This window comes from Brevundimonas sp. EU05-FHT14B07, from assembly GCF_058790795.1.
The window spans coordinates 245973-266450 of record NZ_JBYTCZ010000001.1 but is presented as its reverse complement, the minus strand read 5'-3'; the positions used below and the strand labels follow the sequence as shown (position 1 = coordinate 266450).

The window sequence follows — 20478 nt, the reverse complement described above, 5'->3', positions numbered from 1 at the left end:
TGGCGCGTTTCAGAAGCGATGCGCCTGGCTGAACCGGCGACTTGAACAGGGAGCGTCTGATGGACGCGACGACCGCCGACACCATTTTCCGCCCTGCCATACCGCCCCGGCGCGCGGGCAAACCGCTGTCGCTGCTGCCCTTCCTGTGGATCAGCTGGCGCGATCCGATCCAGATGTGGTCCGAGCGGCATTTCACCGAGCCGCAACTGCATGGATCTTCGGCCTTTGGCGAAATCCTGGTTGTCAGCCATCCCGAGGGCGTGCGGCATGTCCTGACCGAGAACGCCGCCAACTATGTGAAGGGCGATCTGCAACGGCGTGTGCTGGGGCCGATGCTGGCCGAGGGCCTGCTGCTGACCGAGGGCGAGGTCTGGCGTCGCGCCCGGCGTATCCTCGCGCCCCTGTTCACCCCCGCCAAGATGGCGACGCTGAACGCCCGGATGGCCGAGGTCTGTCACACGCGCGTGGCCGCCTGGTCGCTGTCGGCGCGCGGGCGGGTGCTGGATATCGACAGCGAAATGTCGGGCCTGACCTTCGACATCCTGTCCGCGACCATGTTCTCGGACGAGCTGGGCGGTGAGGCGCGCGGTTTCGAGCGGGCGTTGAACCAGTTCTTGGCCAACGGCGCGCGCATCGATCCGCTGGACGTGCTGGGCGCGCCGGACTGGGCGCCGCGCTTGGGCCGGCTGGCCAGTTTCCGCTCGGCCCGCTTCTTCGAGCAGCGCGTCACGAAGCTGGTCGAGGCCCGACGCGCCCGGATCGAGCGTGGCGTCGAAACGGGCGATGCGCCGCCGGCCGATCTGCTCAGCGCGCTTCTGCTGGCGCGGGATGAGAACGGCGGTCCGGGTCTGACCGACGAAGAGGTCGCGGCCAACATTCTGACCTTCATCCTGGCGGGGCACGAGACGACGGCCCGCGCCCTGGGCTGGACCCTGCATCTGCTGTCGCGCCAGCCGGAGTATTTGGCGCGGCTCCAGGCCGAGGCCGACGCCTTCGACGTCTCCGATCCCAAATGGGCCGAGGCCCTGCCCTGGACCCGGGCCGTGCTGGAGGAGACGATGCGCCTGTTTCCGCCCGCCCCGACCATGGCCCGCAAGGCCCTGGCCGACGACGAGATCGGCGGACAGACGATCAAGGCCGGCGCCACCGTCATCATCTCGCCGTGGATCCTCCAGCGTCACCAGCTGTTGTGGGACGACCCAGACGCCTTCAAGCCCGAGCGGTTCCTGCCTGAGAACCGCAAGGCCATTGATCGCTACGCCTACATCCCATTCAGCGCCGGACCTCGCGTCTGCATCGGTGCCGCCTTCGCTCTGCAGGAGGCGATGATCGCCTTGGCCGCCATCCTGCGCATCGCCGATGTCGAGGCCCTGACCACGGTGGAACCCCGTCCGGTCCACCAGATCACCCTGCGCAGCCGCCAGCCCATGCGATTGCGGCTGAGGGCGAGGCGCAAGGGCTGATCCAGCCCAAACTTGGCCGCAAATCCGGCGCGTCGTGGGCCGTCGAAACCGGATCGCCACGATGAGCACCACGCCCGCTGAACCGTCTATCGCCGGCACGGTGGACAAGGTGGCGAAGGTCACATTGGCCTTCTGGTTGATGAAGATTTGCGCGACGACGGTCGGCGAGACCGGCGGCGATCTGGTGTCGATGACGCTGAAGGTCGGTTATGCCGTCAGTTCGCTGATCCTGCTGGGCTTCTTCGTCATCACCCTGATCGCTCAGTTGCGGTCAAAGCGGTTTAATCCCGCCCTCTATTGGCTGGTGATCCTGTCCACCAGCACGGCGGGAACGACCCTGTCCGACTTCATGGATCGCAGCCTCGGCCTGGGTTACGCCACGGGTGCGACGATCATCGCCGGCGTCCTGATTGCCGTTCTGGCGGCCTGGCGGCTGACCTATGGCTCGTTGAAGGTCGATCATATTCGCGAGCCGGGGGTGGAGACCTTCTACTGGCTGGCCATCCTGGCGTCGAACACGCTGGGTACGGCCCTGGGCGACTTTCTGGCCGACACCTCGGGCCTGGGGTATCTGTGGAGCAACGCCCTGATCTCGGGCGGCATCGTCCTGACGATCCTGGCCTGGAAATTCACCCGCATCTCGCCCACCGTCCTGTTCTGGATCGCCTTCGTCCTGACCCGCCCCTTCGGAGCCACCATGGGTGACCTGCTGACGAAATCGCACGCCAAGGGCGGACTGGACCTGGGCACCATCGGATCGACGGCGGCGTTGCTAGGCCTGCTGGTCGTGCTGCTGATCGCCACCACGGCCAACTATCGCAAATGGTTTACGGGAGCGCGCCCCGCGTGATCCGCCGGCTCTCACCCTTGAAGCTCGTGCTGATCTCGGCCGCCGTCAGTCTCGTCTGCCTGATCGCCTACATCATCGGCGTCGCCCTGAGCGGCAATGTCCACACCGTCATCACCGGAGAGATTTATCGGGCCGGTCAGCCGCGCCCCGGCCTGCTGGACCGGATGGAGCGCCAGTACGGCATCCGCACCGTGCTGAACCTGCGGGGCCACAACCCCGGCTCACCCTGGTATGACGACGAGGTCGCCGAAAGTCGTCGCCTGGGCATCCAGCACATCAACTTTCGCATGTCGGCCAAGGAAGAGCTGACGCCGCAGGAGGTCCGCACCCTGATCGCCATCATGCGCGATGCACCAAAACCCCTTTTGATCCATTGCGCCGGCGGATCGGATCGCACCGGGCTGGCGTCGGCCTTCTACGTCGCGGCGGTATCGAAGGGCGGAGAGTCCGCCGCAGAGGACCAGTTGTCGCTGCGCTTCGGCCATATCGCCCTGCCTAATCTGGACGCCTACGCCATGAACCGCACCTTCGAGAGGATGGAGCCGGAACTGGGCTACCCGAACAGCTAAGGCGCCGTCGCCGTTCCGCCACGAACCGTCTATAGGTCGCGCCGACCTTCCTACTGGAGGCGACCTTGCGCACCGCCATCCTGCTCCCTCCGGGATGCCTGTTTTCCAAAGCCCAACCGAACTCGATGGAGACGGTGGTGCGGACGATGGCGGGTGTCGATCAGGGCGGCGAGACGCGCATCTTCTGTTGTCAGGGCGCGGACGACGGCGTTTCAGCAAGCGTGGACGCCCTGCCGGCGGGGCGTAGCCGCATGCCGACACTTATCGAACGGCTGCGCGCCTTTCGACCTGATGTGATCGAACATCATCAGCAGGTGAAACAGGCGCTGGCCGTGCAGCAGGCCCTGCCCGAGACGCCCCACCTTCTCTATCGCCACAACGCCCTGCGCCCGCCGCGCCACCCCATCGACCGATGGCGTTATCGGGCGCGTTATGAGCGGCTGGACGGCCTGGTCTTCGTCAGCATCGCCGAACGCGACGCCTTCGTGCGCACCTTCCCCGATCTGAATGACCGGGCGTTCGCGGTGCCCAACCCCATCGACGCCGGCGCCTGGCTGGCCTCGCCCGAGGATCGAGAGCCGGTGATCGCCTTCGCCGGGCGCGCCATGCCCGAAAAGGGCGTCGATGTGTTGTGCGCGGCTTTGCCCGGCGTTCTGGACGCCCATCCTGACTGGCGCGCCGTGCTGATGCTGAACGACTGGGACGATCATGCGCGCTGGGCGGCCCGACATGTCGCGCCGCTGGAAAAGTATGGCGACCGGGTCGAGGTGCTGAAGTCCGCGCCTTTGGGCGAGGTGCGGCGGCGGATGCAGACGGTCGCCATCGCCCTGACGCCTTCGGTCTGGGACGAGCCGTTCGGTCTGACGGCGATCGAGGCCCATGCGGCGGGCGCGGCCCTGATCTCGTCCGGGCGCGGCGGCCTGCGTGAAGCCAGCGGGCCGCACGCCCTTTACGTCGATGCAGTGACGCCGAAGACATTGGCGGCGGCGATGGACCGGCTGATCTCGTCACCCGAGGAACGATTGGCGCTCGCGCAATCCGCCCAGGCCCATGTGCTGGCGACCCATACGCCGCAACGTCGTGCAGCCGAGCTGATGGCCGTCCGCCAGACGGTGATCGACCGTCGCCGGGCGCGTTAGACGACCGGGATCGCCTGAGACAACCGTCCGCCGACCCGGATCGGCTCGACCCGCTTGGCCAGACCCGTCCGGTCGTCCGTCTCAACGAAGACCCCGCATACCGTCGCTGGTCCGGAGGCCGGCATGTAGCGACCGCCAGAAATCCGGGTGGTGAAGCGGCGCAGCGGCTCTTCCTTTTCGTTGCCGATCACGCTGTCATAGTCGCAGCAGCCCCCGGCGTCGGTCTGATAGGCCGTGCCGCCGGGCAGGATCTGGCAGTCGGCGGTGGGAACATGGGTGTGGGTGCCGACCACCAGCGACGCGCGCCCGTCGCAGAAATGGCCCATCGCCATCTTCTCGGACGTGACCTCTGCGTGCATGTCCACGATAACGGCGTCCGCCACCGCGCCCAGCGGCGCCGCCGCCAGTTCGCGCTCCACCGCTCCGAACGGATCGTCCATCGGGTCCATATGCACCCGGCCCAGCACGTTCATGACCAGGACCGTCCGGCCCGAATGGGTCTCGAACAGATTGGCCCCGGCGCCTGGCGCATCCATCAGGCGCGGATAGTTGGCCGGCCGGATCAGGCGCGGCTCGCGCACGATATAGGTCAGGGCCTCGCGTTGGTCCCAGCTGTGGTTGCCCAGCGTCAGGCAGTCGGCGCCCGCCATGAACAGTTCGCGCGCCGTGTTCTCGGTAATGCCGAAGCCGCCCGCGGCGTTCTCCGCATTCACGACCACGAAGTCGAGCTTCAGGTCCCGCTTCAGGCCCGGAAGATGATCGCTGATGCCGTCACGGCCGGACTTGCCGATGACGTCGCCGAAAAATGCCAGTCTCATTTGAAAGCCGTATAGCCGGTCTCGGTCAGAACGCCATGCAGTCGAATGTCGTGAGGCTCCAGCGCCAGCCGTTCGACCCTTTGGCCGGCATAGGCGAAACCGATGCGGATGGCGTCGGGTCGGGCGGCGAACGTCCGGTCGTAATAGCCCCCGCCTTGCCCCAGGCGGCCGCCCTGATCGTCAAAGGCCAGCAGCGGCGTCAGGATCAGGTCCGGCATGACGACCTCGGCCAGCGGCAGCGGCGCGGGGCATCCGGCGGCGTCCATCTCCAGCGGCTCGCCGGGCGACCAGGCGCGGAACGCCATCGGCGCGTCGCGCTGGACCACGACCGGCAGGCACAACCGGCGGCCCGCCGCCTCCAGCGCCGCGGCCAGGGCGTCGGTGTCCAACTCCGACCCCATGGCGCGATAGAGCGCGACGATCTGAGCGGCAGGAAGGGCATCGGCATAGTCCGCCGCCCGGCTGGCGGCCAGCGGATCGGTCTCGGCCAGACGCTTGCGCAAGGCGCGGGCAGCCGATCGAAGTTCGTGCTTGTTCTGGATCATCGAACCGCCCCTACGAACGCGTGCTCATGCAAAGAGCCGCCTCGCGGCGAGCGATAGCACACTCACAAAGAGAGGAAGGTGGCGGCGCCGCGCGAACCGTGAAGAACGTTTAAATCCTCTCGACCTGGGTAGCCAGGTGGGCTCCGTATGCCCAAGCCCTCGAGCCCGGACAGGGACAGATCCCTATGAGTGAATTAAGGTCAGAAGGATATGTTGTCTTCGACGTGAGCCGCAGCAAGACCCGCCGTCGATCAAGATAGGCCTTCGCCGGCCCCGACGCCAGCATCCGCAGACGAATAATCGACTAGAGGTTTTGGGCGATCTTTTCGATCCGTGCGGCGACGGCGTTTAACGCCTCGGCGACCCCGTCCGTCGAGGCCGGAGCCGGGGCTGTCGCTGACGAAGGCCCCGCCTTGCCGGCGTTCAGCCGCGCCTCGTGCAGTTCGTCGGCCAGGATCAGCGCGGACATCAGAAACAGCCGCAGATCGCCGACATGGCCCACGTCGCCTGCGACCTGGCGCACCTGATTGTCGAACTGTTTGGCCAGGATGCGGACCCGCTCTTCCTGCCCGTCGGCGCAGCCCACCGCGTAGGGGCGACCGTTGACCTCGACCGTCACCGTCGCCATCAGCCGGCCTCGCTTTCGGCCATTACTTCGCGCACGGCCTGGGCGGCGCGGCCCAGCGCCTCGGACGCCTCGCGCCCGGCGGCCTCCAATTCGGCCACGCGCTGATCTGTGGCGCGCGGGGCGAACAGATCGTCGTCCGCGATCGGGGGCGCCGAGGCGGGCCGCGCCTTCAGCTCCAGAATCTTGCGTTCCAGTTCGGCCAGGGCGCGGTCGATACGCGCCCGTGCGGCCGTGGTGGCGTCTGCCATCGGTCGCTCCTTTAGATTCCGTATAGAAGCCGAGGACGCGCCGGGGTAAAGGGGCGCGCCCCCTTTTTCCGCCTTCCCAACAGAGGTCTCCACAGTGACCGACGCCAAAACCGCACCAAAGGCCACGCCTGAGCAGATGGCGAACGCCATTCGCGTCCTCGCCATGGACGGCGTCGAGAAGGCCAAGTCGGGCCACCCCGGCATGCCCATGGGCATGGCCGACGTCGCCACGGTGCTGTTTTCTCGCTTCCTGAAGTTCGACGCCTCGCGCCCCGACTGGGCCGACCGCGATCGCTTCATCCTGTCGGCCGGCCACGGCTCGATGCTGATCTACGCCCTGCTGCACCTGACCGGCTACAAGGGCGCGACGAAGGAAGAACTGTCCAACTTCCGTCAGTGGGGCTCCAAGACCGCAGGCCACCCCGAATACGGCCATATGCCGGGCGTCGAGGTCACCACCGGACCGCTGGGTCAGGGTCTGGCCACCTCGGTCGGTTTCGCCATGGCCGAGCGCCATCTGGCGGCGAAGTATGGCGATGATCTGGTCGATCACCGCACCTGGGTCATCGCCGGCGACGGCTGCCTGATGGAAGGCGTGTCGCAGGAAGCCATTGCTCTTGCCGGCCGCTACAAGCTGAACAAGCTGCACGTCCTGTGGGACGACAATGAGATCACCATCGACGGCAAGGTCTCTCTGTCGGACACCACCGATCAGAAGGCTCGCTTCAAGGCCGCCGGTTGGGCGGTCAAGGCCATCGACGGCCACGACATGAACGCCATCAAGGGCGCGATGAAGTGGGCCATGCGTCAGGACAAGCCCACCCTGATCGCCTGCAAGACCAAGATCGGCAGGGGCGCCGCCACGATGGAAGGCAGCCACAAGACCCATGGCGCGGCCCTGGGCGCCGCCGAGATCGCCGCCACGCGCCTCGGCCTGGCCTGGGATCACGATCCCTTCGAAATGCCCCGGACCATCGCCGACGCCTGGAAGAAGGTCGGCCGTCGCGGCGCCAAGGACCGCAAGAAGTGGGAGGCGCGCCTCGCCGCCTCGGCCCAGGCCGCCGACTTCACCCGCGCCATGAAGGGCGACCTGCCCGAGGCCGCCTTCGACGCGCTGAACGCCAAGATCGCCGAACTGGTCGAGACACAGCCGGCCCAGGCGACGCGCCAGTCGTCGGGCTCCGCGCTGGACGAACTGTTCGCCGCCATTCCTGAATTGGTCGGCGGCTCGGCCGACCTGACCGGCTCGAACAACACCTTCGTCAAGGGCACGCCGATCCTGGACGCGCCGACCTATGAAGGACGCTACGTCAACTGGGGCATCCGCGAGTTCGGCATGGCCGCGGCCATGAACGGCCTGGCCTTGCACGGCGGGGTCATTCCTTACGGCGGCACCTTCATGGTGTTTTCGGACTATAGCCGCCCGGCCATCCGCCTGGGCGCCCTGATGGGCGTGCGCGCCATCCACGTCCTGACGCACGATTCGATCGGCCTTGGCGAAGACGGCCCGACGCACCAGCCGGTCGAACATCTGGCGGCTCTGCGCGCCATTCCGAACCTGTTGGTCTTCCGCCCCGCCGACACCATCGAGGCGATGGAGTGCTGGCAGATCGCCCTGCAGACCAAGACCGCCCCGTCGGCCCTGGCCCTGTCGCGCCAGAAGACCCCGGCCGTCCGCACCGTCGCCGCGACCGAAAACCTGTCCGCCAAGGGCGCCTATGAGATCAAGGCCGCCAATGGCGAGGCCAAGGCCACCCTGTTCGGCACGGGCACCGAACTGGCCCTGGCGTTGAAGGCCGCCGAGATGCTGGAAGCCGAGGGCGTGGCGACCCGTGTTGTCTCGGTCCCCTCGTTCGAACTGTTCGAAAAGCAGGACGCCGCCTACCAAGCCTCGGTCATCGGCCGCGGCACGGTCCGCGTCGCCGTGGAAGCCGCGATCAAGCAAGGCTGGGAACGTTTCATCGGCGAAGACGGCGCCTTCATCGGCATGACCGGCTTCGGCGCCTCCGCCCCCGCCGAAGTCCTCTACGACAAGTTTGGCATCACCGCCGACGCCGTCGTCGCGGCGGTCAAGGCCCGGCTCTAACCCCTCTCACCTCCCTCTCCCCCTGCGGGAGAGGGAGACCGCGCACGGCGGCGAAGCCGTCGTCCTGGCGCGGTCGGGCGAGGGGTCACACCGATCTCGACGCCTACCATCAACCGACCCCTCATCCGGCCCTCCGGGCCACCTTCTCCCTCAAGGGGAGAAGGGACGTTGGAGCAGACGATGAAACCCGGCGTCCTCGGCCTTCTTCTGACCCTAGCCCTGACGGCGGCGCCCGTCGCCCACGCCCAAACCCCCGCCCCCATCGCCGAAACCCCCATCGTCATCGGCCGGTCCTACGTCCTGCCCTCTGCGATTATGGGCGCGACGCGTGAGATCAACATCTGGCTGCCGCCTGGTTATGCCGACAGCGGCCGGGCCTATCCCGTCCTTTATGTCCTCGACGGCGGCCAGGATCAGGACTTTCACCACATCTCGGGCCTCGCCCAGTTGGGGACCATCGTCGGCACGACGCGCGACGTGATCGTGGTCGGCATCGCCTCGGAGGATCGCCGCAACGAACTGGCCCTGCCCACCACCGATCCTGACCTGATCGCCCGCTGTCCGACCCAGGGCCATTCGAACCGTTTCCGCCGTTTCCTGGCCAAAGAGGTCCAGCCCTTCGTCGAGACCCGCTTCCGCACCAGCGGCGAAACCGCCCTGATGGGCGAGTCCCTCGCCGGCCTGTTCGTGGTCGAAACCTTCCTGAAGGAACCGCAGATGTTCGACGCCTATGTCGCCGTCAGCCCCAGTCTATGGTGGGACGGCGGTGAACTGGCGCGTCAGGCGGGGGCCCGTCTGCGCGACCAGTCGAATGATCCGCGGACCCTGATCCTGACCCTGGGCGACGAGGGCCCCGAAATGCAGGCGCCGATGGACGTCCTGACGGCCAATCTGCGCGACCACGCCCTGCCCGGCCTGAGCTGGAGCTTCACGCCCCGCCCAACCGAGAGCCACGCCACCATCTATCACGGCGCGGCCCTGGACGCCTTTCGCCAGCTCTATGCGGAGCCCGCGAAATGAGCCGCATAGGCGCGATCAGCCTGCTTGTTCACGACTATGACGCGGCCATCGCCTTCTATGTCGGCAAGCTGGGTTTCGACCTCAGCGAGGATACCGACATGGGCGGCGGCAAACGCTGGGTGCGGATCACGCCCAAAGGTGGCGAGACCAGCCTGTTGTTGGCGCGCGCCACGACCGACGCCCAAAAGGCTCAGGTCGGAAACCAGGCCGGTGGCCGGGTCTGGCTGTTTCTGAACACCGACGACCTGATACGCGACCATGCCGCCTGGCTTGCCGCCGGCGTCCACTTCCGCGAAACACCGCGACATGAGACCTATGGCAAGGTGGTGGTCTTCGAAGACCTCTACGGCAACGCCTGGGACCTGATCGAACCCGCTACCGGAGCCTGACGCCCATGAAACTCGGCACCCCGCTTTCCGACACCGCCGTCCGCGTCATGCTGCTGGGCTCGGGCGAACTGGGCAAGGAGGTCGCCATCGAGCTTCAGCGGCTCGGCGTCGAGGTGATCGCCGTGGACCGCTATCCCAACGCCCCGGCCATGCAGGTCGCGCACCGCAGTCACGTCATCCCGATGACCGATCCCCAGGTGCTGAACGGCGTCATCCTGGCCGAGGCCCCGCACTTCATCGTGCCCGAGATCGAGGCCATCGCCACCGAGGTTCTGGCCGATATCGAGGCCGCCGGCATGGCGACGGTCATCCCGACGGCTCGCGCCGTGCAACTGACGATGAACCGCGAGGGCATCCGCAAACTGGCCGCCGAAGAGCTGGGTCTTACCACCAGCCCCTACGCCTTCGCGGGCTCGGCCGAGGAACTGGCCGCCGGCGCAGAGGCCGTCGGCTATCCCAACTTCGTCAAGCCGGTCATGTCGTCATCCGGTAAGGGGCAATCCTTCGTCGAAGGCGCCGATGAAATCGCCGACGCCTGGACCTACGCCCAGGACAGCGGCCGGGTCGCCAGCGCCCGCGTCATCGTCGAGGGACGCATCGACTTCGACTTCGAGATCACCCTGCTAACCGTCCGCTCGCGCGACGCCGACGGCTCGATCCGCACCGATTTCTGCGCGCCCATCGGCCACCGCCAAGTCAAGGGCGACTACGTCGAAAGCTGGCAGCCGCAGCCCATGACGCCCGCTGCGCTGGCCGCCTCCCAGGACATCGCCGCCAAGGTCACCGAGGCGCTGGGCGGTTACGGCGTCTTCGGCGTCGAACTGTTCGTCAAGGGCGACCAGGTCTGGTTCTCCGAGGTTGCGCCCCGTCCGCACGACACCGGCCTGGTCACCCTGGCCAGCCAGACCATGAGTGAGTTTGCGCTGCACGCCCGCGCCATCCTGGGCCTGCCCGTCGACGTGAGCCAACGTGAACCCGCTGCCAGCGCCGTCATCTATGGCGGCATGGACGCGCAAGGGATCGCCTTCGAGGGCGTCTCGGAGGCCCTGTCGGTCCCGACCGCCGATCTGCGTCTGTTCGGAAAGCCCGAAGCCTTCGAGCGCCGCCGCATGGGCGTGGCTGTCGCCCGCGGCGCCGACGTCGAACAGGCCCGCGACCGCGCGCGCGAAGCCGCAGGCTGTGTGAAGGTGGTTCGGGGCTGATTTCCTTTCGTCATCCTCCGACGAGCGCAGCGAGATCGGGGGACCCAGCGGCGCCATAGGCGATGCATCAGCCACGAGACTCTGACGGCAGATGATGCGGCAGGTTCGCGCTCTCGCGCGCCGCTGGGTTCCCCGGTCTGCGCCGCAAGCGGCTTGCCGGAGAATGACGACAGCGGAGCCATTTCTACGACTTTAGTCGATTGGCCTTGTCCCGCATTGTGGTGCAAACCAAGGGCGAGGGTCGCAGTCAGCCGGCCGGGAGGGATCTGTCGTGGGCAAACTCAGCACACCCATAATCTTCGGCGCCATCGCCATCCTGGGGGCGGTGTCCCTCGGCATCATCGCCCTGCATCAGGGCGAAAGCATCAGCGCGGTCTGGATGGTGGTCGCCGCCGTCTGCACCTATGCGATCGCCTATCGGTTCTACAGCCGCTACCTGGCCAACAAGGTCATGCAGTTGAACCCCGCGCGCCTGACCCCGGCGATGCGCCGCAACGATGGGCTGGACTATGTGCCGACGCCCAAGAACGTCCTGTTCGGCCACCACTTCGCCGCCATCGCCGGCGCAGGCCCGCTGGTCGGGCCGGTTCTGGCCGCCCAGATGGGCTATCTGCCGGGCGTCCTGTGGATTCTGGTCGGCGCCGTACTGGCCGGGGCGGTTCAGGACATGATGGTCCTGTTCATGTCCACGCGTCGCGACGGCAAGTCGCTGGGCGACATGATCCGCACCGAAATGGGCAACATCCCCGGCATCATCGCCCAGGTCGGCGTCCTGATGATCATGGTCATCATACTGGCGGTTCTGGCCCTGGTCGTCGTCAAGGCCCTGGCCGAAAGCCCGTGGGGCACCTTCACCGTCGCCGCCACCATCCCCATCGCCATCTTCATGGGCCTGTACACCCGCTTCCTGCGGCCGGGCCGTGTGGGCGAGGTGTCGGTGATCGGCGTCGTCCTGCTGATCCTGGCCATCATCGGCGGCGGCCATATCGCGGCCGATCCGTTCTGGGGCCCGGCCTTCACCCTGACTGGCCCGACCCTGGCGATCCTGATGATGATCTATGGCTTCATCGCCTCGGTCATCCCGGTGTGGCTGCTCCTGGCGCCGCGCGACTATCTGTCGACCTTCCTGAAGATCGGCGCGATCGTGGCCCTGGCCGTCGGCATTCTGATCGTGCGCCCGCATCTGCAGATGCCGGCCATCACCCCCTTCATCGACGGCACCGGCCCGGTCTTCGCCGGCGCCCTGTTCCCCTTCCTGTTCATCACCATCGCCTGCGGCGCGGTGTCGGGCTTCCACGCGCTGATCTCCTCGGGCACCACGCCCAAGCTGCTGGAGAACGAAGCCCAGATCCCGATGATCGGCTATGGCGCCATGCTGTGCGAAAGCTTCGTCGCCGTCATGGCCCTGATCGCCGCCACGGTTCTGGACCCGGCCGTCTATTTCGCCATGAACAGCCCGGTCGCCGTCATCGGCAAGGATGCCGCCTCCGCCGCAGCCGCCGTGGCCCAGTGGGGCTTCCACATCACGCCCGGAGAGCTTGAACAGCTGGCGCGCGATGTGGGCGAACATTCCATCCTGTCGCGCGCAGGCGGCGCCCCAACCCTGGCAGTCGGCATGGCGCACATCCTGTCCGGCGTGATCGGCGGTAAGGCCATGATGGCCTTCTGGTATCACTTCGCCATCCTGTTCGAGGCCCTGTTCATCCTGACCACGGTCGACGCCGGCACGCGCGTCTGCCGCTTCATGATCCAGGACCTACTGGGCGTCGCCGTGCCCAAGATGCGCGAAACGAAGTCGTGGGGCGCCAACGTCGTCGCCACGGCCCTGACGGTCGGTCTGTGGGGCTATTTCCTTTACACTGGCGTGGTCGATCCGCTGGGCGGCATCAACAGCCTGTGGCCCCTGTTCGGCATCGCCAACCAGATGCTGGCCGCCGTCGCCCTGATCCTGGGCACCGTCGTGCTGTTCAAGATGAAGCGCGAGAAGTTCGCCTGGGTCATGGTCGTTCCCGCGACCTGGCTGCTGATCTGCACCCTGACGGCGGGCTTCCAGAAGCTGTTCCACCCGGACGTCCGTATCGGCTTCCTGTCCCACGCCCGCAAATATCAGGAGGCGCTGGGCGCCGGCGAACTGATCGCCCCGGCCAAGAGCATCGGCGACATGCACCGCATCGTCGTCAACGACTACGTCAACTCGACCCTGACGGCGGGCTTCCTGTTCGTGGTCGTCACCATGGTCGTCTATGGCGTCCTGGCGTGCCGCAAGGCCTATGCGAACAACCGCCCGACGGTCCGCGAGTATCCGGAAAGCCACCAACTGACGGCGGCCGACGAGGCGGCGGATGCGGCCCGTGCCTGACGTTCAGGACGACCTGCTGTGCCTGTGTCGCGACACCGCCCTGCGGTGGGGTCGCGGCGTTCGGCGCACGGCCGGCGCCATGATCGGTCAGCCGGATTATCAGGCCTATGTCGATCACGCGGCGACGACCCATCCCGACCAGCCGCCGCTGGACAAGACCGCCTTCTTCCGCCTGCACGAGCAGCGCCGCTTCGGCGGCGCCGGAGGGTTCAAATGCTGCTGATCTAGAGGCCGCTGGCGGGGGTGTGGGCCCTGGCGCGATCCTCGGCCTGAAGGGCGGCGATCGCCGTCTCCAGTGTCGGATCGTCGCCCGCGCGGCGCTGGGCCACGGTGCGGGGTGCGGCGATGTCAGGCGTGACCCCCCGCTTCTCCAGCCGAATCCCGCCCGAAGTCACGAAGTCCGCCCGGCTGAGCGTCAGCCGCCCGCCGTCCGGCAGATTGGTCTCCTGGGCGATCAGGACCGATCCCCCTGTTTTCTCGCCCACCACGATGCCGCGCCGCGCCTCCTGCAAGGCGGCCGGCGTCAGTTCGGCGGCGCTGCGGCTGGCCTGGTCCACCAGAACCGCGACATCATTGGCTAGAGGATCGCGCCGATCGCCGCAGTCGCCCGCCGCCCTCAGAACCACCGGCCGGCCGCTGCGTCCCGTCCGCGTCGCCCAGACCTGATCGCGCGGCAGGAAACAGGTCAGGACCGATTCCGCCTCCATCAGCCGCCCACCGGGATTGCCGCGCAGGTCCAACACCACATCGACGTCCGGCGGCAGACCTTCCAGCTCACTACCCATCCAAGCGCCCAGGCCTTTGTCGAACTGCTCGACACGCAGCACCAGCACCCCCGGTCGCGACTTGTCGGCGGTGAACGGCTCGATGGCCTCCATCACCCGCGGCGTCAGGGTGGTCTCGCGCCGCTGTCCCGCATCGTCGGTCAGGACCAACTGCACCGGAACCCCGTCATAGGTCTCGACATCCGGTCCCCAGGGCTTCCCATCGACCGAGTTCAGGGTCCAGCCCATCTGCACGCCCGCCGCCTCGGCCGGCGAGCCCGGCCGGACACGCTCGACGGTCCAATCGTCCGGCGTCTCGCCCCGCATCAGTGTCAGGCCCATCACGGCGCGCCGGGCGAACTGCGCCTCCTGACGCCGCACCGCCGCCGGCGGACTGGCCGCCGCATGACCGTCGTCCAGCAGATCCAGCATCGCATTGATGACGCGGTACAGCCCCCGCTCGTCGCTCGCCGCCAGGGCCTGGGGCCGGAACGTCGCCCGCGCGGCGTTCCAATCCACGTCGTGCAGGGTCGGATCGTAATAGCCCCGCCGCACCTCGCTCCACACCCGGTCGAACACCCGCTGATTCAGCCGCGCGCGGTCACGCGAGGGCGCTGCGGCGACCACCGGATCGACAACCGGCGAATCTGCCGGTTGGGCCACGGCCGGAACGCTCAGCGGCAGGCCGAGCAACATGAGGCTGAAAAGCCGGGCGGAAACGCTCAGACGCATGAGCGCCATCTGACGTCAGTCGGCCGTCTCGCTCAAGTCACGACTGCGCGCTATTCCGGCACACGCACCCCGTCCCAGGCGAAGACGCCGCCGCTGTCGGCCGGGGTCAGGTTCGACAGCACGGACAGCAGCCGCTCGGCGGAATAGTCCGCCGTGAACAGCTTGCCCTCCGCCACCCCTTTCTGGAACGGCGCGCTGAGGTCCGTCGCCACCGTGCCGGGATGTAGACCGGCGATCACCGCCTGCGGATGGCTGCGCGCCATCTCGACCGACAGATTGCGCAGGATCATATTCAGCGCCGCCTTGGACGCCCGATAGGCGTGCCAGCCGCCCAGCCGATTGTCGGCGATCGACCCCACCCGCGCCGACAGGGCCGCGAACACCGCGCGTCGATCGCGCGGCATCAGCGGCAGCAGATGTTTCGCCGCCAGCGCCGGCCCCATCGCATTGACGCGGTAGTCCCGCAACAGGTGTTCCGCATCCAACTGACGAAACGACCGTTCCGGCTGGAGCCCGTCGTGCAGCACCCCGGTCGCCACGACGATCAGGGTTGGGACTGGCCCCTGACCGATCCTTTCGGCGGCGGACGCCAGGCTGGCCTCATCCTCAAGATCGCCGGCCAAACCTAGGGCGCCCGCAACATCCTCGCCGGACCGCGAAACGGCCCACACCGTCTCGAACGCGCCGTCCGCCACGATCCGCTCGACCATCGCCCGGCCGATGCCGCCCGTCGCCCCGATCACCACCGCCGATCCGTTCATCCCATCTCCCTTCCGCGTTCGTCCCATGATAGGGGCCGCGGCATGAGCATCACCACGGTCGGCCTCGATGCCGACGACACCCTCTGGCACAACGAGACGATCTTCCGCCTGACCCATGCGCGGTTCGTCGATCTTCTGGCCGACCACGGCGACGAGGCGACCATCGAGGCGCGCCTGGCCGAAACCGAGCAACGCAACCTGCGGCTCTATGGCTACGGCATCAAGGGCTTCACCCTGTCGATGATCGAGACGGCGATGGAACTGACGAACGGCGAGGCTCCGCCCCATGTCGTGCGCGAGATCCTGGCCGCCGGTCGCGAGATGCTGGCCCACCCGGTCGAGACCCTGCCCGGCGTAGACGCGGTCGTCGCCGAACTGTCGGAAAAGTACCGGCTGGTCCTGATCACCAAGGGCGACCTGCTGGATCAGGAGCGCAAACTGGCCGCCTCAGGCCTGGGCGACCTGTTCAGCGCCGTCGAGATCGTCTCCGAAAAGGATCGCGCCACCTACGAGCGGGTCTTCACTCGCCACGGCACCGGCCCCGCCGAGGCCGTCATGGCCGGCAACTCCATGAAGTCCGACGTCCTGCCCGCCATCGCCGCCGGCGCCTTCGGTGTCCACATCCCCTATCACGTCACTTGGGCCCACGAACTGGCCGACGCCCCGGTTGACGAGCCCCGCTATACTTCATTGTTCAACATTGCCGGCTTAAAAGAGGCAATCGATGGTTGGTATACTGATTAGATTTTCCTTTGTACCAAGTCAGCATCAGCTCAATAATCGGACGAATTTCCGCTCATTTCTGGACTCGGAATAAGAATTTGACTGAAAATCAATGCGACAAATTGGGCGTTGCATAGAGACCACATTATCTCAATACCGACGTTATATTGACACGAACGCAAAGGCGACGCTTGACCGATTGAGATGTGTCCGGTCTGTGGCACGCCTGCGGCAGTTCAGCGACGGCTCTACTAGCACTCCTGATCCCCCCTGCTGCGATCATTGGAGAGTAAATGCGCAATTTCCTTCTGACTTCGACGGTCCTTGCGGGCGCCTTGGCGGCGTCTAGCGCCTTCGCCCAGACTGCAGATCAACCCATCAGCACCGCACCCGCTGCTGACAGCCAACAGGCCGCCGAGCTTGGTGAAATCGTGGTGACCGGGTCGCGTATCCGTCGCGACGCAACCAACGCCCCCACCCCCCTGATCCAGGTATCGCGCGACGAACTGCTGTCGACCGGCCAGACCACGGTCATCGACTATCTGGCGACCATTCCCGCCCTGTCGAACTCGGTCGTTCCGTCGGATACGACGGGCTCGGGCCTAGGCGACGGCGGCCTTTCGCTGCCGAACCTGCGTTCGCTGGGCTCCAACCGCACGCTGACCTTGGTCGACGGACGTCGCCACGTCGGTTCGTCGGGCGGTTCGCTTTCGGTCGATATCGACACCATTCCGCGCCTGCTGATCCAGAACATTGAGATCGTCACGGGCGGCGCGTCGTCGGTGTATGGCGCAGACGCTGTATCCGGCGTGCTTAACTTCATCCTGCGCAAGGACTTCGAAGGCCTGGAAATCGACGCCAACTACGGCCAGATCAACCAGGACGGCGAAGCCAACCAGCGTGTCTCGGCCCTGATCGGCAAGAACTTTTTCGACAATCGCCTGAACGTCTATGCGCACGCCGAATATGAGAAGGTCGACGAAGTCACGTCGATGGACATCGACTGGATCCGTCGCGCGCCGGTCCGCATCGGCGTCGACGCCGATCCGACCACGGCGCCGTTCGATGGTCGTCAGGACGCCTTCCTGTTCACCGGTGTTCGTCGCCTAGACATCCCGCGCTGGGGCCAGACCACCCTGGCCAACGTGCAGCAGCCGAGCGACCTGACGAATCCGAATGTCCCGTACGCAAACTGCTTCCCGGGCGGCAACACCGCTGGCAATTTCAGCTATAGCGCCAACTGCTTTGGCGTGACGCCGGGTAGGACATATTGGTACGACGGCACCACCGCCCGCCTGGCCAACTTTGGCGAGCGTGTCGGCAACACCGGCATCAACCGCCCGTACAACATTGGCGGGGATGGCGAAAACCCGGCCGACTTCTCGACCGGCTCGCGCGTTCCAAGCTCGGAGTCGCAACGCTATCAAGTTGGCAGCACCTTCAAGGTGACAAGCGCGATTGAAGCCTACGCAGAAGCCAAATACGTCAAGGAGAACACCTTTGACTTGGCTCAGCCGACTTTCTTCGACATCGACCTTGTGAACTCGTACGGCGCGAGCGAGGTCAACCCGATCTACGCCGTGAACAACTTTGACCTGCGCTGGTCAGACAACGCCTTCCTGCCGCAAAACGTCAAGGATGCGATCCGCACGAACGTGGTCACACCTTACGCACCGCCGACCGCGACCACCCCAGGCGCCGCCCAACCGGGCGTCCTGCTTCAGAATGCGCGCCACACCCTGTTTGGCCCAGACCGTACGCAAGACAACACACGTGAGTTGCAGCGTTACGTCTTGGGGCTCCGCGGCAACCACGACCAGATTTCATTCGTCAAGGACGTGAGCTGGGATATCGGCTACACCTACGGCAAGGTCCAGATCGAGAACCGTGAACGCGCGGTCGATGGTCAACGCTTTGCGCTTGCAGCGGATGCGGTTGTGGACACCTTGGGTGTTGTAAATGGCCGAGCCGGTGAGATTGTCTGCCGGTCGCAACTGTTGCTGAAGCAGGGCGCCGCCCTAGACGACTATCAGCGTGGCGGAGATCTGCGTGATACGCAGTATGGTCGCGACTCGGTGGCGCAATGCGCGCCGCTAAACGTGTTTGGCAAGGGCAACCAGAGCGCCGCAGCGCTTGACTATGTCGGCGCCGAAATCGGCATCACTGAGCAGAACGAGCAGCAGCAGGCGATCGCCTCGGTCTCAGGTAGCCTGTGGGACTTCTGGGGCGCCGGTCCCATTGGCGTCGCTCTGGGTGGTGAGTATCGCAAGGAAACGACGGAAGCCACGGGTCGCGACCGCGATACCGACGGTCGTCTGCTGTTCCTCAACTCTGGCCCTGACTTCCCCGAAGCCAGCTATGAGTCCAAGGAAGTCTTCACGGAAGTCTCGCTACCGCTCTTCCGCGACAGCATGCTCGGTGAATACGCTGAACTCAGCGGCTCTTATCGTTACGCGGACTATTCGACGGTCGGAAACGTCGATGTTTACGGCGTAAACCTGGTCTATCGTCCGATCCGGGACATCACCTTCAAGACCAGCTACAACACCTCGGTTCGCGTTCCCGATTTGGCCGAAAACTTCGCCCCGAACAGCGAAACCTTCCTGAACTCGTTCACCGATCCCTGCACGACCGCAGCAATCGCGGCAGTAAATGACAGCGAAACGAGGGCCAACCGCATCAGAAACTGCACGGCCTTGGCCGCTCAGCAAGGTCTGACCTTCGACTTCGCCGGCGCGACCCCGCAAAACACCGACGACTTCAACCCGACCTACACCTCGGGCATCTCGGGCGTCTCCGGCGGCAACCCAAACCTTCAGCCTGAAGAGTCGAACAGCTTCACCTTCTCGACGGTGCTGCGTCCGCGCTTCATGCCCAACTTCAGCCTTGCGCTCGACTACTACGAGATCAAGATTGACCGCGTCATTGCGGCTGTCACCGCCGACACGGCGGCGGCGAACTGCGTGAACGGCGCGGAGTTGAACGTCGATGCCTGCTCGACCATCTTCCGCAACAATCCGAACATCCTGTTCGGCATTGGCGCGCCGGCTGGCGATCCGATCGGCGGCTTTATCGAGCGTTCCTTCAACTATGCGTCGCTGGAAACCCGCGGTCTGGACTTCACGGGCCGTTATCGCCTCGACACCAGCGACAGCTTCGGCCGTAACTGGGGTGTGTTCGATTACTCGCTCGCCGGCTCGTGGCTGATCGAACAGAAGCAGTTCCTGAATGAAGCCGATCCCGGCGACTTCGATGAACTGGCCAGCACGCTGCAATACCCGCGCGTTCGCTTCACCTCCTCGTTGACCTGGACCCCCAACGAAACCTGGAGTGTGAACTGGACGGCGGACTGGCAATCGGCTCAGAACATCGTCTTCCGCCGCGACTTCGTGAACAACGCGGACGGCCGTTCGGCCGATCAGCTGGACACGGGTAACTTCGTGCGCAACGACTTCACCGTCCGCTACAACGTCAACCAAGATCTGACGCTGCGCGCCGGCGTCGTGAACGCCTTCGATTCGGAACAGGCGCCGTACCTGGGCACGACGCTATATTCGAACTTCGATCCCTATGGCCGCCGCTTCTTCATCGGCCTGAACTACAAGGTGTTCTAAGACTCACAGATCCTGTGATCTTGAAACGAGGGGCGACCGGCAACGGTCGCCCCTTTCCTTTTGCCCAATCCGGACCGGGACCGAACACTCGGAATTCCGCTTTCCATCTTGCCCCCTCGCCCCACCCTCTCTAAACGGGCCGCTTAACCGACAAGCAGACGTGAGCGTCGCAGGGCCAGGCTCTGCGGGGGGGCTTCTCGCGCGCGTAGAGAACGAAGGACGACGCACTCCCTTGGACGCCTCGGACATCCGTCATGACGAACGCGACGCCATGGTGCGCGCGGCGCTGGCCGAACAGGGCGACAGCGGTGTGACGCCGCGCCATACGTTGTTCTACTTCTATGGCGAGGGGGACCACGGCGACCTGAACGAGGTCGCCCGGCGCGCCGGCTTTCTGACGCGCGGTGCCGACGACATGACGGTGCTCGAAACGACCATGGCGGTGGACGAGGCGTCTTTCGCGGCGACCTCGGCCATGATGCAGACCTGGGCCGCGGCCTTCCAGCTGGAGTATGACGGCTGGGAATGCGCGGTCGTGACCCACTAGCGTTCAATAAGAAGAAGAGCT

At 66.0% G+C, this 20478-nt stretch carries 19 protein-coding genes and 1 other RNA gene; 13 read left to right on the top strand and 7 right to left on the bottom strand.

Annotated features, from left to right (window positions below; genetic code table 11):
* Nucleotides 1–59: 59 nt before the first annotated feature.
* The 4 genes from AC3WRC_RS01325 (at nt 60) to AC3WRC_RS01310 (ending at nt 4021) form a co-directional block, all read left to right on the top strand.
* A complete protein-coding gene (locus AC3WRC_RS01325; RefSeq protein WP_492302578.1) occupies nt 60–1463 on the top strand; it encodes a cytochrome P450 in 1404 nt (467 codons plus the stop codon).
* A gap of 61 nt (nt 1464–1524) precedes the next feature.
* The gene (locus tag AC3WRC_RS01320) at nt 1525–2313 is read left to right on the top strand and encodes a COG4705 family protein (protein ID WP_492302577.1); all 789 of its coding nucleotides are present in this window, start codon (nt 1525–1527) and stop codon (nt 2311–2313) included.
* A gap of 26 nt (nt 2314–2339) precedes the next feature.
* Nucleotides 2340–2882: a tyrosine-protein phosphatase gene (locus tag AC3WRC_RS01315; RefSeq protein ID WP_492302988.1), complete on the top strand. Its 543-nt coding sequence runs from the start codon at nt 2340–2342 to the stop codon at nt 2880–2882.
* A 65-nt stretch (nt 2883–2947) separates the two neighbouring features.
* Nucleotides 2948–4021 (top strand): glycosyltransferase family 4 protein, encoded by a 1074-nt coding sequence (locus AC3WRC_RS01310; RefSeq protein ID WP_492302576.1) that lies wholly within the window; start codon nt 2948–2950, stop codon nt 4019–4021.
* Here AC3WRC_RS01310 and AC3WRC_RS01305 read toward each other — a convergent pair.
* The 5 genes from AC3WRC_RS01305 to AC3WRC_RS01285 form a co-directional block, all read right to left on the bottom strand.
* Nucleotides 4018–4839: a TIGR00282 family metallophosphoesterase gene (locus tag AC3WRC_RS01305; protein WP_055752952.1), complete on the bottom strand. Its 822-nt coding sequence runs from the start codon at nt 4837–4839 to the stop codon at nt 4018–4020. The two genes, AC3WRC_RS01310 and AC3WRC_RS01305, sit on opposite strands and share 4 nt — an antisense overlap.
* Nucleotides 4836–5384 (bottom strand): 5-formyltetrahydrofolate cyclo-ligase, encoded by a 549-nt coding sequence (locus tag AC3WRC_RS01300; protein ID WP_492302574.1) that lies wholly within the window; start codon nt 5382–5384, stop codon nt 4836–4838. The genes AC3WRC_RS01305 and AC3WRC_RS01300 overlap by 4 nt, the downstream gene beginning before the upstream one ends.
* 80 nt (nt 5385–5464) lie before the next feature.
* Nucleotides 5465–5625: non-coding RNA, 6S RNA (gene ssrS, locus AC3WRC_RS01295), on the bottom strand.
* A 63-nt stretch (nt 5626–5688) separates the two neighbouring features.
* Complete coding sequence (locus AC3WRC_RS01290) at nt 5689–6012, bottom strand: cell division protein ZapA (protein ID WP_055752950.1); 324 nt, start codon at nt 6010–6012, stop codon at nt 5689–5691.
* On the bottom strand, nt 6012–6260 hold the full coding sequence (locus AC3WRC_RS01285; protein WP_492302572.1) for a hypothetical protein: 249 nt from the start codon (nt 6258–6260) through the stop codon (nt 6012–6014). Before AC3WRC_RS01285 ends, AC3WRC_RS01290 begins: the two co-directional genes overlap by 1 nt.
* Nucleotides 6261–6354: 94 nt before the next feature.
* Here AC3WRC_RS01285 and tkt point away from each other — a divergent pair, with 94 nt between their 5' ends.
* The 6 genes from tkt to AC3WRC_RS01255 all read left to right on the top strand — a co-directional run bounded on the left by tkt (nt 6355) and on the right by AC3WRC_RS01255 (nt 13539).
* Nucleotides 6355–8346, top strand: a complete 1992-nt coding sequence (gene tkt, locus AC3WRC_RS01280; protein WP_492302571.1) for a transketolase — start codon at nt 6355–6357, stop codon at nt 8344–8346.
* Between the two features lie 180 nt (nt 8347–8526).
* Nucleotides 8527–9366 carry an alpha/beta hydrolase gene (locus tag AC3WRC_RS01275; protein WP_492302569.1) on the top strand — a complete coding sequence of 280 codons (840 nt, stop codon included), beginning with the start codon at nt 8527–8529 and terminating at the stop codon, nt 9364–9366.
* Complete coding sequence (locus tag AC3WRC_RS01270; protein WP_492302568.1) at nt 9363–9755, top strand: VOC family protein; 393 nt, start codon at nt 9363–9365, stop codon at nt 9753–9755. The genes AC3WRC_RS01275 and AC3WRC_RS01270 overlap by 4 nt, the downstream gene beginning before the upstream one ends.
* 5 nt (nt 9756–9760) lie before the next feature.
* Nucleotides 9761–10957 (top strand): formate-dependent phosphoribosylglycinamide formyltransferase, encoded by a 1197-nt coding sequence (gene purT, locus AC3WRC_RS01265; RefSeq protein WP_492302566.1) that lies wholly within the window; start codon nt 9761–9763, stop codon nt 10955–10957.
* A 271-nt stretch (nt 10958–11228) separates the two neighbouring features.
* Complete coding sequence (locus AC3WRC_RS01260) at nt 11229–13316, top strand: carbon starvation CstA family protein (RefSeq protein ID WP_295192085.1); 2088 nt, start codon at nt 11229–11231, stop codon at nt 13314–13316.
* On the top strand, nt 13309–13539 hold the full coding sequence (locus AC3WRC_RS01255; protein ID WP_369814622.1) for a YbdD/YjiX family protein: 231 nt from the start codon (nt 13309–13311) through the stop codon (nt 13537–13539). Before AC3WRC_RS01260 ends, AC3WRC_RS01255 begins: the two co-directional genes overlap by 8 nt.
* 1 nt (nt 13540) lies before the next feature.
* Here AC3WRC_RS01255 and AC3WRC_RS01250 read toward each other — a convergent pair whose 3' ends face one another.
* A complete protein-coding gene (locus AC3WRC_RS01250) occupies nt 13541–14812 on the bottom strand; it encodes a S41 family peptidase (protein WP_492302563.1) in 1272 nt (423 codons plus the stop codon).
* Between the two features lie 50 nt (nt 14813–14862).
* Nucleotides 14863–15573 (bottom strand): SDR family NAD(P)-dependent oxidoreductase, encoded by a 711-nt coding sequence (locus AC3WRC_RS01245; protein WP_492302562.1) that lies wholly within the window; start codon nt 15571–15573, stop codon nt 14863–14865.
* 42 nt (nt 15574–15615) lie between these two features.
* Here AC3WRC_RS01245 and AC3WRC_RS01240 point away from each other — a divergent pair, with 42 nt between their 5' ends.
* The 3 genes from AC3WRC_RS01240 to AC3WRC_RS01230 all read left to right on the top strand — a co-directional run bounded on the left by AC3WRC_RS01240 (nt 15616) and on the right by AC3WRC_RS01230 (nt 20457).
* Complete coding sequence (locus AC3WRC_RS01240; protein WP_492302561.1) at nt 15616–16317, top strand: HAD family hydrolase; 702 nt, start codon at nt 15616–15618, stop codon at nt 16315–16317.
* A 272-nt stretch (nt 16318–16589) separates the two neighbouring features.
* Nucleotides 16590–19910 (top strand): TonB-dependent receptor domain-containing protein, encoded by a 3321-nt coding sequence (locus AC3WRC_RS01235; RefSeq protein ID WP_492302559.1) that lies wholly within the window; start codon nt 16590–16592, stop codon nt 19908–19910.
* A 232-nt stretch (nt 19911–20142) separates the two neighbouring features.
* Entirely contained in the window at nt 20143–20457 is a 315-nt protein-coding gene (locus tag AC3WRC_RS01230; protein ID WP_038293704.1) for a ribonuclease E inhibitor RraB, read from the top strand.
* The last annotated feature ends 21 nt before the right edge of the window (nt 20458–20478 follow it).